Origin of the sequence: Mycolicibacterium helvum, from assembly GCF_010731895.1 — a bacterium.
In the GTDB taxonomy this organism is placed as follows: Bacteria; Actinomycetota; Actinomycetes; order Mycobacteriales; family Mycobacteriaceae; genus Mycobacterium; species Mycobacterium helvum.
Map to the genome: position 1 here is coordinate 1522796 of NZ_AP022596.1, position 13872 is coordinate 1536667.

A 13872-nucleotide genomic window follows, 5' to 3' on the forward strand; every position below is an offset into this window, starting at 1 on the left:
TCTGCGGCGTCACGCCAGAGCGAGTGTAGCCACGACACGTTCGCCGATCGGGTGAAACCCGACCAACGCCAGACCAACCTCCGCGGCCAGTCCAGCCGCGCAATCGACACCCACCGAAGCCCACCTGAACCAGGGCCCGACAGTTCGGGAGGATTCCAATCGAACCCAGCCGGCCCGTATTCCGGCCGTGCCCGGATCGAACTCGGCGACACAGTGACCGCCCACCCGCAACAGCTCGCTGGCCCGCCGCAGGATCCGGCGTGGGTCGCCGGCCAGGCCGACGTTGCCGTCGGCGAGCAGCACCGTCTGCCAACGACCGGTGCCGGGCAGCGGCTCGAACACATCACGCAGCAGGGCGGGGGCGCCGCTGCGCCGCGCCAGGCGAACCGCCGTCGCCGACTGATCCACCCCGAGAGCGGGAATTCCGCGGTGGATCAGATCGGCCACCAACCGCCCTGGGCCACAACCCAAGTCGATCGTCGGCCCGTCACACAGCGCCACAACCGCCGCGTCGAACACGGCGTCCGCGCCGTGGCCACCCAGCCAGCTGCGGACCGGAAGACGATGTACCCGGCCGTCGTCGTGGCGCAACCAACATCGCTCGCCGGTCAATGCCCTGTCGTAGAGCTGTCCCAACATTTCAGACCCCTTGGGTGGCTAGAGCGAACCGGCTCGATGCCGGGCATGCCGCGCGGACTGGCGGGATGTCGTCGACGATGTCGACGTCGTGGAGTTCTTGAACGAGGCGCACGGAAATGCCGGTGTGCGTCAATGCGGCAAGCGTTGCTGCCCCGGTGTCGGCTTGCGACATCGGCACGCCACGCACGCAGTCGGCGGTAGCGGCGTCGGCAACACCGAGCACCCACCATCCGCCGTCGCACGCCATTCCGAGCAGAGCCGGCACCCTCAGCAGCAGACGCGCACAATCGGTGAGCAGTTCGGCGCGCACCTGCGGGGTGTCCATCCCGATCTGCAATACCGGCCGGCGGCCGGTTATCGCGCTGGCGTCGGCGTGAGCGTTGGCCAGTCGGTCAGCGAAGCCGTCGCCGCGCTGTTCGACGACGGCGAACGCGGCGAGCCGGTCACGGATTTCACCAGCCCGGCACGCCCGCTCCAGATCTCCGGTCAGAGCGACCACGCGGTGCGTGACCGGCGTCGCGGCAGCGGCATCGAGCGTGTCCAGCAGGGCCGCGGCGGCGATGTCAGCGGCGGCCCGCTCGCCCAGCGTGGCGGCCAGTCGTGTCTTGGCCTGCCCGGGCACCGGAGCCTTGGCCACCACCAGCACGGTGATCGGTATCGGGTCGGGTGTCACGAGATTGCTTTCCAGAAGTCGACCGCCGCGGTGACACTTCCCCGCACCGAGCCGCTGACTTTCGACGTGCCCCCAGTGCGCGGGCCGTACTCCACATCGACCTCCACCACATGCCATCCCGCGGCCGCGGCGCGGACCAGTAATTCGAGCGGATACCCCGAACGGCGATCGGTCACTCCGAGCGCCAGCAAAGCATCTCGGTTCGCCACCCGTATCGGCGCGATGTCGTGCACTTCAAGCCGATGCCGGGTGCGCAGCCGCCAGCACACCGCCGCGGTTCCCAACCGCGCATGCCACGGCCACTTCAGGCCGCGCACCGGTCGGCGGCGTCCCGTCACCATGTCGGCACCGCGCTCCAGTGCGGCGACCATCCGCGGCAGGTCGGCCGGATCCAGCGAACCGTCGCCGTCGAGCACGGCGACGATCGGCGTCTGGGCGGCCAGCACCCCGGCGTGCACGGCCGACCCGTATCCCGGCCGGCTCTCGCCGACGACCTCCGCGCCGTGTCGCCGGGCCACCTCCGCAGTGCCGTCGGTGCTGTTGTTGTCAACGACCAGAGCGCGATAACCAGCGGGTATGGCGGCGAGCAGGGCCGGCAGCGAGTCGGCTTCATTGAGGCAGGGCAGCACCACCGTGACCGGGCCCTTGGGCATAGCGCCCAACCTAATCCGGATGTGCGCGCGGATGGATGACAAAAGAATGACATCGCTGCAGGTAGAGGCCGGTGTTCGTTAACCTCTCAGTTATGCTGGCCCGGGTTCTGATCGCCGACGACGACACCGTCGTGCGCGATGTGGTGCGACGCTACCTCGAGCGGGACGGCCTGGAGGTGAGCGTTGCCGGGGACGGAAGCGAGGCGCTGCGCATCCTGGGGACCGAGCGCATCGACGTGGCGGTGCTGGACGTGATGATGCCCGGGCCGGACGGATTGTCGCTGTGCCGGACGCTGCGCCAGGGCGGTGACTTCAGCGTCCCGGTGATCCTGCTGACCGCGCTCGGCGAGGAGGACGACCGCATCGCCGGCCTGGAGGCTGGCGCCGACGACTACGTGACCAAGCCGTTCAGCCCGCGCGAGCTGGCGCTGCGGGTGCGTTCGGTGCTGCGGCGGGCGCCGTCGCCGGTGGCACCGCTACCGCTGGAGGTCACCGTCGGTGATCTGACGGTGTCGACCGCGACGCGAACCGTCCACGTCGCGGGTGCACAGGTCGGCCTGACCAACCGCGAATTCGACCTGCTGCTGTTCTTCCTCACCCACACCGACACCGTCTTCTCCCGCGAGCAGTTGCTGCAGATGGTGTGGCACTGGGAATTCGGTGACTTGTCGACGGTCACCGTGCACATCAAGCGTCTGCGCTCCAAACTCGGCGAGCACCACCGCGTGCAAACGGTCTGGGGCCGTGGCTATCTGTGGCACTCCGCGGCCGGCGGCGGTGACCGTGCCACCGCATGACCTCGCCCGGATGGCGGTACTGGCACTGGCATGTTCGCTGCCGGTGGTCCTGCTCGGCGCCTTGGTGATTCGGCTGGCCCGATCCTGGTCGATGACGGTCACCATGGCGGTACTGGTGCTGATCCCGACACTGGCCACGCTGACCGGCGTGTTGGGCGCCAGCGGTTTCATGATCACCAGTACGTTCGCGTCGATCGCCGTCGTGTTGCTCATCGTGGCGATCGTGACGCTGCCTGCGGCGGTGATGCTGGCGCGCTATCAAGCCCGACGGACGGTGTGGGAAAAGGAAATTCGCGAGTCCGAACGGATGGCCGAACAGTCCCGACGGCAGCTGGTTGCGTTCGTCAGCCATGACCTGCGCACCCCGCTAGCCGGTATCCAGGCGTTGGCCGAGGCAATCGCCGACGGGGTGGTCAGCGGTGGCGAGATTCGGGCGCAAGCCAAACATATTGAGCACGAATCGGTCCGGCTCTCCGAAATGGTCGACGACCTGTTCGAGATGTCGAAGATCAATGCCGGCGCCGTCCACGCGCCATACGACAAGGTGGCACTTGACGAGGTCATCGACGACGTGATGGCCGCCCACAAGATCGCCGCCGAGCGCTCCGGGGTGAGCCTGGTGGCAACTGTGCCCGACGACCCGGTGCCCGTTATCGGGAGCGACCGCGCTCTGGTTCGGGTGCTGTCCAACTTGGTGGCCAACGCGATCGCACACACACCGTCGGGCGGGACGGTGACGCTGGCGCTGGGCACCGACGCGGACGGCGCGTGGGCCCGGGTGGATGACACCGGGGTCGGCATCGACGAAGCCGACCTACCGCGCGTCTTCGACGTGGCCTACCGCGGCTCGAATAGCCGTGTCCCGCGTGAGGATTCGTCGCTGCCGAGCGGTTCGGGCCTGGGATTGGCGATCGCGGCGGGGCTGGTTCAGGCGCACCGCGGGACACTGTCGGCGCTCAACACCGCGTATGGGGCTCGATTCGAGGTCCGATTGCCGCTGGCCGAGTAGTCGGTCGGTAGCCTGAGCAGGTCGGCAGTCGCCGTCAGTGGAAAGGGAGATCGACATGTCCGTAGCCCAACGCGAGCGCGCCGCTCTCGTCGTCGCCCTTCGCGACGTCGGACCCGATGCACCGACCCTGTGCGCCGGCTGGGATGCCCGAGACCTGGCCGCGCACTTGATGGTTCGCGAATACCGTGTCGATGCCGCACCCGGCATCCTGATCCCCCTGTTCGCGGGCCACACGGCGCGAGTCCAGGATGGTGTGGCTGAGCACACCGAATGGGACGACCTGGTGAACAAGGTGGCCGCCGGCCCGCCGCTGTATTCGCCGCTCAAGCTTGTCGATTCGGTGGCCAATGTCGCCGAGATGTTCATCCATCACGAGGACATTCGCCGCGCCCAGCCGAACTGGGAACCGCGGAACCTGGATTCGGACCTGGCCGGCAAGCTCCGCCGCACCCTGACGATGATGGCCCGGCTCACCCTGTCGAAGATGCCTGCCCGGGTGCAGCTGCGCACCCCCGACGGTGAGACAGTGCTCATCGTCGGCCGCGGCCCGGAGGTAACGGTGACCGGTAAGCCCGAGGAGCTACTGCTGTTCTCGACCGGACGGCTGGCCCGCGTCGACTACCGCGGCGATCCGGACATCGTGCAAGCGGTGCAGGCAGCGCCCAAGGGTTTGTGATCAGTCCTCGAGCGACCTGCAGAGCCGCTCGGCGGCGGCGAGATAGTCCTCGATGAATTCCAAGACCACCTCGCGGGCCGGCTTGACCTTGTTCATCAGACCCACGCCCTGGCCGACGAAGTACGTCGCCAGCGCCTGAGCCCCCGGATGGCCACCCTCGGCCAGCTTGTCGATCCGGCGCAACACCGGCTCGGCGATCATGTTCTGCAGCGGCAACGGCAACGGCTGCCGACCGCCCTCGTGCGGCGCCCAGGCGTCGGTCCAATCCGAAACCAGTTGGCGCGAAGGCTTTCCGGTGCGTCCCGCCGACCGGATCGTATCGCGCGATGTCGCGGCCAGGAACTTCTGCACGGTGTGCGGAGCGGTCTCGGCCTCCTCGGTGGTCAGCCAGACCGAACCCGTCCAGGCACCCGCGGCACCGAGGGCCACCGACGCGGCCATCTGCCGGCCCGTCACGATCCCACCGGCCGCCAGCACGGGCACCTCGCGGCCACCAGGAATCGCTGCTATGGCTTCCAGCACCTCGGGAATGAGCACCAGGGTGGTCACCTCACCGCAGTGGCCGCCGGCCTCGGTCCCCTGCGCGACGATCAGATCGACACCCGCGTTGACCTGCTTGATGGCATGTTCTTTGGCGCCGACGAGGGCGGCAACCGGAATGCCGGTCTGCTTGCCGGCTTCGATCATGTAGTCCGGCGGTACGCCAAGGGCGTTGGCCATCAACTTGATCGGATGATTGAGTGCGACTTCGAGCAGGCTCGCGCCGGTGTTCCCGCTCAGCGACGACCTGGCTACCCGCGGCTGATCGCTGATGTCGATGTCATGCGCGACCAGCAACTCATCGATGAAATTGCGGAAGTCGTCGGGGATGCGGTCAGCGAGCTGATCGAACGACAGGTTCTCGCCCTTGCCCTCGAACTTGGCGGGCACGATGATGTCGACGCCGTAGGGCTTGCCCTTCACCTGCTCGTCGATCCAGCTCAGCTCTTGGTCGAGTTGGTCGGGGCGGAACGCGGTGCCGCCCAGCACGCCGAAGCCGCCCGCGTTGGTCACCGCCGCGACGACATCGCGGCAGTGACTGAAGGCGAACAGGGGGAAATCGATGCCGAATTGGTCGCAGATCTCGGTCTTCACGAGCCCAGTATGCGCCGAACCGACTTCTCTACCAACCACCGGGTTGGGAATACCGAACCGAAAGGCCGGGGCCGCTGGGTGCAGCGGCCCCGGCCTCCAGACTCGGTCAGGCGGTGGCCAACGCCTGCGTAGAGATAAGAGCCTGCGCGACCCCGGAGACGATCGCGGCGACCCGGATGGCCTCGAAGATCACCGTCCGGGACACCTCGGCGTCCCGGAGCTCCTTCTCATGAGCCGCCAGGCACTGATCGCATCCGTTGATCGCCGACACGGCCAGCGACCACAGCTCGAAATCGGACTTCGGCACGCCCGGATTGGCGATGATGTTCATCCGCAAGCCCGCCCGCAGGTCGTCGTAGCGACCCTCGAGCTGGTGCTTGGTGCGGTAGAACACGTTGTTCATCCCCATGATCGCGGCGGCACCCAGCGCGGCGTGATACGCCTCTTCCGACAGCAGATCCAGCGCGTCCTCGGTGACCTCACGCAGCAGCTGTTCGGACTTGGTCGCCGCTGCGGTTGCCACCAGCGCACCCCACAGTTGCTGTTCGGTCAACTCCGTCGACCGGACAATGCTGCCGAGATTGAGCTTGAGGTCCTTGGCATACTCCGGCAGTGCTTCTTTGACGGCCTCGATGCCCATCGTCAGACCGCCTCGGCCAGCAGCTCGCCGGCGTCAATCGTCGGGTCGCCCTTCTTCCAGTTGCACGCGCACAGCTCATCGGACTGCAGCGCATCGAGCACCCGCAGCACCTCGTCGACGTTGCGACCCACCGACCCGGCGGTCACCGATACGAACTGGATCTCGTTGTTGGGGTCGACGATGAAGGTCGCCCGATCCGCAACGCCGTCGGCGTTGAGCACGCCGGTAGCCTCGCAGAGCTGACGGTTGAGATCCGACACCATCGGGAACGGCAGCTTCTTGAGATCCTCGTGCTGGGCCCGCCACTGGAAGTGAACGAACTCGTTGTCCACCGACACCCCGAGAACCTGGGCGTCGCGGTCCTCGAACTCGTCGTTGAGCTTGCCGAAAGTTGCGATCTCGGTGGGGCAGATGAACGTGAAGTCCTTGGGCCAGAAGAAGATCACCCGCCACTTGCCCGGGTTGTCCGAGCTCGCCACCTGGATGAAGTAGTCGTCGGGCTGCTTGGCGTCAACCTTGGACAGGTCGCCGCCGACGACTGCCTTCAGGTCGTAGGCCGGGAACTGATCGCCGATTGTCAATAGCGCCATGATTGTCACCACTCCTCGAGGTCTAAACTGGAACAATTCCAGATTATGCCAGGAGGAGCGCAGGTAGATAAGGCCCCCGCACCCGAAGGTGATCATTGTCACCAGTTCCGCAGACCGCCGCAACCTCGTTCAATCACCCACCGGGCGAAGACATTTAGCCCCGTGATGGGCGTCACAGTGAACCGGGCGACGGCTCACACCCGCAGGGGGGCGAACGCGAAGTCCCGCAGGCCGCTGTCTGGGTCGATCGCGGCCCGGAATCCCAGCAACCCGCTCGCACGGGCCGGGTCGGCGACGATGTGGCGGACATCGCCACTCCGGTACTGGCCGGTGACAACCGGCGCCAGCCCGCCACGGGCCGCACTGAGACGGGTGGCCACCGTCATGATCGAGATCGGTCGGCCGGAGCAGACGTTCACGGCCAGGAAGCCGCCCCCCTCCGAGCGGACAGCTGCGACATTGGCGGCCGCGATGTCGTCGACGTGGACGAAGTCGCGCATCTGCCCACCGTCCTCGAAAACTCTTGGTGGTTCGCCCTTTTCAAGAGATGACCGAAATATTGCTGCCACCCCTGAGTATGGGGTGTCACGCGGCATGCCGGGCCCGTACACGTTGTGATAACGCAGCGCGACCACCGAGCCGCCCGTCGACTCCGCCCACGCCAGCGCATAGTGCTCCTGGGCGGCCTTGCTGGCGGCATACAGGCTGCGCGGGCGCAGCGGCGTGTCCTCATCGACCAGCTGCCAGGACAGCTCCTCCCCGCCCAGCGGGCACCGATGCTCGAACACCCCGGCGTCCAGATCGGCGCGACTCCGCGGCAGCGGATCGACCACGCCGTGCACCGGGCAGCGATATCCGCCCTGGCCGTACACCACCATCGACGACGCCAGCACCAGCCGCTGCACTCCCGCGGCGAACATCTGCGCCAGCAGCACCGCGGTGCCGTAGTCGTTGTGTCCGGCATACGACGGCGCGTCGGCAGCGTTGACTCCGGCACCCACCACGGCCGCCTGATGACAGACGACGTCAACCCCGGACAGCAAGCGCGCCAACGCATCCGCATCACGCATGTCGACGCGGTGACAGTGATCGGGCAAAGTGGCCTCGCGACCGTGGGCGGCATCGAGCATGATGTCGGCCGAAACCACCTCGTGCCCGTCGGCTACCAGGGCGGCTCGAACCCGGCTCCCGATGAACCCGGCAGCCCCGGTGAGCAACACCCTCACGGCAGGTCGAACGGTAACTCGACGCCGTCGTGCGCAAGGCAGTGCACGCAGACCCGATCGGGCGGCACCTGGTCGATGGCCTCCAGCACCAACTTCTTGAACGGCCCCATGTTCTTCTCGAACTCGGCAAAGACGTCCACCGCACGCACGCCGGCGCCGACATCAACACCGGCATCCAGGTCAGTCACCAAAGCAATTGCGGCATAACATATTTCCAACTCGCGAGCCAAGACGGCCTCGGGATAGCCGGTCATGTTGATCAGGGAGAACCCCTCACGTGCGAACCACTGGCTCTCCGCGCGGGTGGAGAACCGGGGACCCTGCACCACCACCATGGTGCCGCCGTCGATCACCCCGGGCAGATCGGTGGCCGCCGCGCGCAACGTCGGACAGTAGGGGTCGGCGAACCCGACATGGATGCCGCCGGAGTCGAAGTAGGTGTCGTCGCGACCCCGGGTTCGGTCCACCAGCTGATCGGGCACGACCACTGCGCCGGGGCCGAGCGCGGGAGTGAGGCTGCCCACGGCGCACGGCCCGAATACCCGTCGCACGCCGAGGGCTCGCAGCGCCCACATGTTGGCCCGGTAGGGCACGGTATGCGGCGAGAATTCGTGGCTCAGACCGTGCCGCGGCAGGAACGCCACCTCATGCCGGCCCACCCGGCCGACGGTGATCGGCGCACTGGGCTCGCCGTACGGGGTGTCGAGGTTCACGCTGCGCGCATCGGATCCGAAGAAGGTGTAGAAACCGCTGCCGCCGATGACTCCGAGCATTTGTCCATTGTGGTGTATCGACGTCGGTGGGCTCTTCCGAGCTAGATATCTGGCAGGTCGCGGGTCGAATCGGCCGCCTTCAATCTGGCGCTGATCCGTCGGCATCCGTCCCCAAGGGCAATCGTCTGTCGCCTGCTCAGTTCATCGAGAAAATAGGTGCGCACCAACCGGGCATAGGTTTCCAGCGAAGCCGTGGTCAACTTGATGCCCTCTGTGGTTATCGTCGCGAGCACCCGTCGACCGTCGTCACTGCTGGCATCGCGACGCACCAGCCGGCGCCCCTCGAGACGTTGGATCTGCTGGGTCAACGCACTGGGGGTGACCATCAGCATCTCGGCGAGGGCGCCCATCTGACTCGGGCCGCTGCTCTTCAGATGCGCCAACAACTGGACATCGGCCAGACTCAACTTGTGGCGCCGCATCAGACCGCGGTTGACGACCGATAGCAGCGCCATCGCCACCGACTCGAAATGCAGCCACGCGCTTGCCTCGAGCTCGTCGAAGCCGAGGCTCAGATACCGCCGATGGGCAGCCCGATGGCGATCACCCGCGTTTGGTTCCCACTCAAGCCGCGGAAGCGGGTCCTCCACCCAGTGGGCAGAGGACCCGCTCTCGGCATCGTCATGATGCATCGAGTGGTCTACTCGGCTGAGCCCCCACCGCCGCCGTTGCCGGCATGCGGCCGGGCGCTCTTGGCGCCGGTCGACGACTTGGCACCCGTCGGCTTCTTGGCAGCGACGCCATTTTGGGCTTTGGTGTCCTTCTTCCCGGTTACCCGCGAGCCGCCGACACCGGCGGTCGCCGACGATCCGGAACTGGCCTCGGTCGCGTCAGAAGAGGCGGCCGAATCGGTGGAACCAGTCGACTCGGTCGCGTCGGTAGCCGGTGCCGCCTCGACGCTGGTGGCGGGCTTGGCGAGCCGCGCCGCCGCAGACGCGGACGCAGACACCGGAGTGATCGCGGTGGCGAGCGCCTTTGGAATGTTCACCAGCAGCGTGTAGAGCAGCCCGGGGTTTACGCCGTTTTCATCCGGCGGAGACAGAATTCCCTGGAACACCGAGCCACCTACCGACGTATAGCCGTTGATGAAGGCCCCCACCAACGTTGGCGGGATGTTCAATAAGGCCTGAGCGGCAGCGCCGAAGTCTCCGGCTCCGAGCGAATCGACGATTACCTGCCCACTGTCGCCGGCCGCCTGGATCACCCCTTCTATGGGGCTGAGGCCACCTACCAGAAGGCCGAACAGAGTGGTGATACTAGTGAGCGACTTGACCGCCGCAGTCAAGTTGTCGGTTATCGCACCGGGAATGTTCGTCAGAGGAAACAACGGCAGGCCAAGCCGGATGATCGCCGAGCCTATCGATTCGTTGATCGACGAGGCTGCCGCGGCCAGTTCACCGGCTGCGAGCTGTTGGAGCACCGTTTTGACATAGTAAGGCAGCGAGTATGGCTCCGAACTGAACAGGTAGAAGTTCAACCCCGCGGCGAAGTCGCCGAGCGCGGTCGCGGTGGTTTGGCCGTAACCGATCCAATTCTGCGCCACCTGCCGGACGACAGGCAGTGGGTCGGCGACCAACGCCGTACCGAGCGCTCCCGCATTGGTCACGGTCTGGGTCAAGACATTCACCCAGGCCTCGAAGGGGTTGGTCTGCGCCGCGAGTTCGACGGCAACGTTCGAAATAGCAGCCGGGACATTGACTCCCGACAATGGCAAAGCGACCGAACCGACTGGCTGAATCGGGGACAAGGCAATTGCACTGGCTCCTACCAGCGCTACCCCGGTCGCAACGGTGGAACGCACAGCTACGTGCATGTTTACTCCTGTCAAGGCACTCACTTGGACGCGGCAAACACTAGCTGAGCAGAAGCTGAGAATCGGCCGCATTCGGCGAAGTGCTTACGTCTCCGTCAGGGCCACGCGACCCCGCGCAATCATCGCAACTCAAAGACGCGCAGGTGAGCGAATGAATTCATCACAGCAGCAATCAAGATCGGGATGTGTGTTATTTTAGCGCCGCAACTATTCCCCCCAGGACTGAAACTTGTTATCGGTCCTTAATTAATTAACTGAACACATTCCAGAACCTGTCACCACCCGTTTTTCACCACCCTTAATAACAATTAGTTAAGTTTGCTGAACAATCATGTAGCTGACAGCTCGTCGTACGAATATGGCCATCCCGGCCAATCGCCCCTAGCTACCACCCCTGGCGATCCCTCGGCAAAGGCGGGGATGCCCACCCAGAGGTTCTTAGTAGCGTTCTGCGCCGCGCAGATCGGAACGGACGCCACGTCTGGCTAATCCAGGCCCACCCATCCGCAGGGCTTTGCAGCTACCCGGGGCGAGCCAACGTCGCGCGGATTCGGCAAACGCGGCTGCGCCTGGTGACTGTGCACCCCAAGTCGCTGCCGACCGCCCGTGCGACGATTGCGTGCATGGCGAGCATCGCGCAATGGATCGAGGGAGCCCGGCCCAGAACCCTGCCCAACGCGGTGGCGCCGGTGATCGCGGGCACGGGTGCAGCCGCCTGGCTGCACGGCGCCGTGTGGTGGAAGTCGCTGCTGGCACTTACGGTTTCACTCGCGCTGATCATCGGCGTCAACTTCGCCAACGACTACTCCGACGGCATTCGCGGCACCGATGACGAGCGCGCCGGACCGCTGCGTCTGGTCGGCTCCAAGTTGGCGACACCTCGGGCCGTGCTGGCCGCCGCGATCGTCAGCCTCGGGGTGGGCGCGGTTGCCGGGCTGGCGCTGGCCATCGTCAGCGCTCCGTGGCTGATTGCGGTCGGCGTGGTCTGCATCGCCGGGGCGTGGCTGTACACCGGCGGCTCGCGGCCCTACGGCTACGCCGGCTACGGCGAGGTCGCGGTGTTCGTGTTCTTCGGGCTCGTCGCGGTGCTGGGCACGCAGTACACCCAAGCGCTGCGGGTGGACTGGGTCGGCCTGACCCTTGCCGTCACGACGGGCGCGCTGTCCTCGGCGGTGCTCGTCGCCAACAACCTGCGCGATATCCCGACCGATCGGGTGGCCGGCAAGCTGACCCTGGCGGTCCGCCTCGGCGACAGCCGCACCCGGGTGTTCTACCAGTCGCTGCTCGGGCTGGCTGGTGTGCTGACGCTGCTTCTGATGCTGGCCACGCCGTGGTGCGTGGTCGGGTTGGTCGCGGCGCCGCTGGCGCTGCGCGCGGCCGGCCCGGTGCGCCGCGGCCTCGGTGGTCGTGAGCTCATCCCGGTCCTGCGCGATACCGGCCTGACCATGCTGGTCTGGTCCATCGTCGTCGCGCTGGCCCTGGGATTTGGTTAACCGGCTAGTCCTGCGGATTCTTAGGCCCGCGCAGCCGGGCTTGCAGCTGCTCGCGATCGCGGCGACGGCGCTCGTCGACCAGCGCGATGCTCGCGGTGGCGCGCTTGCGCAGTGGAGCCAGAACCCAGATTCCCAATGGCAAGGCAATCACGATCCCGAACAACAGGGCCACGATGAGTGGGAACTCGCGGATCCCGATCAGCTGCGCGATGTAGTAGATCGCAGCCGTCAGGGCGACCACCAACGCGATCCGCGCGCACGTGTAGATGGCGACGTCAAGGGCCAACTGGCCACCTGAACCCGAGGTCTTGTTGTCCGAATTGTCCGACACCGCGCCGAGCCTACCGACCCGCGTATATTCGGACAAAGGAGGTTTCCGTGCTGTACCTGCTCTTGGTCATGATCATCGCCGCTGCTGTCTACGTCGGATGGCGTGCGATTCGCGCTCAGTCGACTCGGACGAAGACCAGGGTCGTCGGTCCCGACGACGATCCGGACTTCCTGTGGCGGCTGAGCCACGGCGATAACAACCCGCGCTAACCGAACCGCTCGCCTGCGTCGGTGGCAGGGAACCCGTCGGCCACCACCGCGGCCAACCGGACAAGAGCCTCCCGGGTCTTCGGCTTCAACCGATCGAGCTCGACCTCGGCGCCCTCCTCGAGATGCGGGTCGAACGGTACGAGACACACCGCGCGGCAACGCCGGGAGAAGTGATCGACCACCTTCTGCATATCGACCTTGCCGGTCCGCGGGCGCACCGCGTTGATCACGCACACCGACCGGCGCACCAGATCCTCGTGACCGTGCGCATCTAGCCAGTCCAGCGTCGCCGACGCGCTGCGGGCACCATCCACCGAACCCGAACTGACCACGATCAGAGAGTCGGCCTGCGTGAGCACCGAGCCCATCGCCGAGTGCAGAAGCCCGGGCCCGCAATCGGTGAGCACCAGGCTGTAGAAGCGTTCGAGCACCGCCAGCGCCCGGTCATAGTCGTCGGCGCTGAACGCCTCCGACACCGTGGGATCGTTCTCGGAAGCCAGCACCTCGAGGCGACTCGGCCCCTGTGAGGTGTAGCCGCGCACGTCGCTGTAGCGCTCGATACCGTCGGCGTCGCGCAACAGGTGACGCACGGTCGCCGGAGTCTCCAGCGGCACCTTCTGGCTCAGCGTGCCGCGGTCGGGGCTCGCGTCCACCGCCACCACCCGATCACCCCGGATCGAAGCGAACGTGCCGCCCAGGGTGGCGGTGATCGTCGTCTTACCGACCCCGCCCTTCAGCGACAGCACGGCGACCTTGTAGCACCCCGACAGCGGGCGGTTGACTTGTGCGGTGAGGCTGTGGCGGCGCGCAGCGTCCGGCCCCTCACCGACATTGATCAGCCTGCCTGACAGCACGTAGAGCCACTTGCGCCAGCCTTGTGACGGGGGTGGCTTGACCTGCCGCAGCAGCGCACTGGTGGACAGGTCCGGATATGGCGTCGGCGGGATTGCAGGCCGGTACGACGGTTGTTCGGCTTCGTACTGATTGAACAGCGGAGCCGCGGCCTGGCTGAACAGCGGATCCATCGGGATGCCGATGGGTGGCGTTGGAGCCAGCCAGTCCGGTTCGGGCTGCGGCGTCGCAGTAGCAGGATCGGCGAACCGCTGCTCTGCGCGGAACACCGTTGTCGCATCAGTCAATTCGTGGCCCTGACGGGGTCCAGGATTAGACACGGACACTTCCCCCTGACATCTCGTTTCGGGTCGAGTGGATTTCG

17 protein-coding genes are annotated in these 13872 nt (G+C 66.4%); 5 read left to right on the forward strand and 12 right to left on the reverse strand.

Features of this window, described 5'->3' with window-relative positions; translation table 11 throughout:
• Positions 1 to 9: 9 nt before the first annotated feature.
• The 3 genes from G6N38_RS07010 to G6N38_RS07020 are packed head-to-tail and all read right to left on the reverse strand — an operon-like array spanning position 10 to position 1965.
• Entirely contained in the window at positions 10 to 639 is a 630-nt protein-coding gene (locus G6N38_RS07010) for a methyltransferase domain-containing protein (RefSeq protein ID WP_163746859.1), read from the reverse strand.
• A 1-nt stretch (position 640) separates the two neighbouring features.
• Positions 641 to 1312 (reverse strand): TIGR04282 family arsenosugar biosynthesis glycosyltransferase, encoded by a 672-nt coding sequence (locus G6N38_RS07015; RefSeq protein ID WP_170314134.1) that lies wholly within the window; start codon positions 1310 to 1312, stop codon positions 641 to 643.
• Complete coding sequence (locus G6N38_RS07020; protein WP_163746861.1) at positions 1309 to 1965, reverse strand: glycosyltransferase family 2 protein; 657 nt, start codon at positions 1963 to 1965, stop codon at positions 1309 to 1311. Before G6N38_RS07020 ends, G6N38_RS07015 begins: the two co-directional genes overlap by 4 nt.
• 92 nt (positions 1966 to 2057) lie before the next feature.
• On the opposite strand from G6N38_RS07020, the gene G6N38_RS07025 reads away from it, so the two are divergent.
• The 3 genes from G6N38_RS07025 to G6N38_RS07035 are packed head-to-tail and all read left to right on the forward strand — an operon-like array spanning position 2058 to position 4447.
• Positions 2058 to 2762, forward strand: a complete 705-nt coding sequence (locus G6N38_RS07025) for a response regulator transcription factor (RefSeq protein ID WP_163746862.1) — start codon at positions 2058 to 2060, stop codon at positions 2760 to 2762.
• Between the two features lie 10 nt (positions 2763 to 2772).
• Entirely contained in the window at positions 2773 to 3771 is a 999-nt protein-coding gene (locus G6N38_RS07030) for a sensor histidine kinase (protein WP_163751853.1), read from the forward strand.
• Between the two features lie 55 nt (positions 3772 to 3826).
• The gene (locus G6N38_RS07035; RefSeq protein WP_163746863.1) at positions 3827 to 4447 is read left to right on the forward strand and encodes a TIGR03085 family metal-binding protein; all 621 of its coding nucleotides are present in this window, start codon (positions 3827 to 3829) and stop codon (positions 4445 to 4447) included.
• Here G6N38_RS07035 and G6N38_RS07040 read toward each other — a convergent pair whose 3' ends face one another.
• The 7 genes from G6N38_RS07040 to G6N38_RS07070 all read right to left on the reverse strand — a co-directional run bounded on the left by G6N38_RS07040 (position 4448) and on the right by G6N38_RS07070 (position 10623).
• Positions 4448 to 5581 (reverse strand): nitronate monooxygenase, encoded by a 1134-nt coding sequence (locus G6N38_RS07040; RefSeq protein ID WP_163746864.1) that lies wholly within the window; start codon positions 5579 to 5581, stop codon positions 4448 to 4450. It lies immediately after the preceding gene.
• A gap of 106 nt (positions 5582 to 5687) precedes the next feature.
• Complete coding sequence (gene ahpD, locus G6N38_RS07045; RefSeq protein WP_163746865.1) at positions 5688 to 6221, reverse strand: alkyl hydroperoxide reductase AhpD; 534 nt, start codon at positions 6219 to 6221, stop codon at positions 5688 to 5690.
• A 2-nt stretch (positions 6222 to 6223) separates the two neighbouring features.
• A complete protein-coding gene (locus G6N38_RS07050; protein ID WP_163746866.1) occupies positions 6224 to 6811 on the reverse strand; it encodes a peroxiredoxin in 588 nt (195 codons plus the stop codon).
• A gap of 194 nt (positions 6812 to 7005) precedes the next feature.
• Entirely contained in the window at positions 7006 to 8037 is a 1032-nt protein-coding gene (locus G6N38_RS07055) for an NAD-dependent epimerase/dehydratase family protein (protein ID WP_163746867.1), read from the reverse strand.
• Positions 8034 to 8810: an S-methyl-5'-thioadenosine phosphorylase gene (locus G6N38_RS07060; protein WP_163746868.1), complete on the reverse strand. Its 777-nt coding sequence runs from the start codon at positions 8808 to 8810 to the stop codon at positions 8034 to 8036. The genes G6N38_RS07055 and G6N38_RS07060 overlap by 4 nt, the downstream gene beginning before the upstream one ends.
• A 41-nt stretch (positions 8811 to 8851) precedes the next feature.
• Entirely contained in the window at positions 8852 to 9265 is a 414-nt protein-coding gene (locus G6N38_RS07065) for a MarR family winged helix-turn-helix transcriptional regulator (RefSeq protein ID WP_246227965.1), read from the reverse strand.
• A gap of 185 nt (positions 9266 to 9450) precedes the next feature.
• Positions 9451 to 10623 carry a hypothetical protein gene (locus tag G6N38_RS07070; protein ID WP_163746870.1) on the reverse strand — a complete coding sequence of 391 codons (1173 nt, stop codon included), beginning with the start codon at positions 10621 to 10623 and terminating at the stop codon, positions 9451 to 9453.
• Positions 10624 to 11246: 623 nt separating this feature from the next.
• Between G6N38_RS07070 and G6N38_RS07075 the strand changes: the two genes are divergently transcribed.
• Positions 11247 to 12116, forward strand: coding sequence for a 1,4-dihydroxy-2-naphthoate polyprenyltransferase (locus G6N38_RS07075; protein WP_163746871.1), 870 nt, complete (start codon positions 11247 to 11249; stop codon positions 12114 to 12116).
• Between the two features lie 4 nt (positions 12117 to 12120).
• Here G6N38_RS07075 and G6N38_RS07080 read toward each other — a convergent pair whose 3' ends face one another.
• Positions 12121 to 12447: a DUF4229 domain-containing protein gene (locus G6N38_RS07080; RefSeq protein ID WP_163746872.1), complete on the reverse strand. Its 327-nt coding sequence runs from the start codon at positions 12445 to 12447 to the stop codon at positions 12121 to 12123.
• Between the two features lie 47 nt (positions 12448 to 12494).
• On the opposite strand from G6N38_RS07080, the gene G6N38_RS30200 reads away from it, so the two are divergent.
• A complete protein-coding gene (locus tag G6N38_RS30200; RefSeq protein ID WP_170314156.1) occupies positions 12495 to 12656 on the forward strand; it encodes a hypothetical protein in 162 nt (53 codons plus the stop codon).
• Here G6N38_RS30200 and G6N38_RS07085 read toward each other — a convergent pair.
• On the reverse strand, positions 12653 to 13828 hold the full coding sequence (locus G6N38_RS07085; protein ID WP_179968490.1) for a MinD/ParA family ATP-binding protein: 1176 nt from the start codon (positions 13826 to 13828) through the stop codon (positions 12653 to 12655). The two genes, G6N38_RS30200 and G6N38_RS07085, sit on opposite strands and share 4 nt — an antisense overlap.
• Positions 13829 to 13872 lie beyond the last annotated feature (44 nt).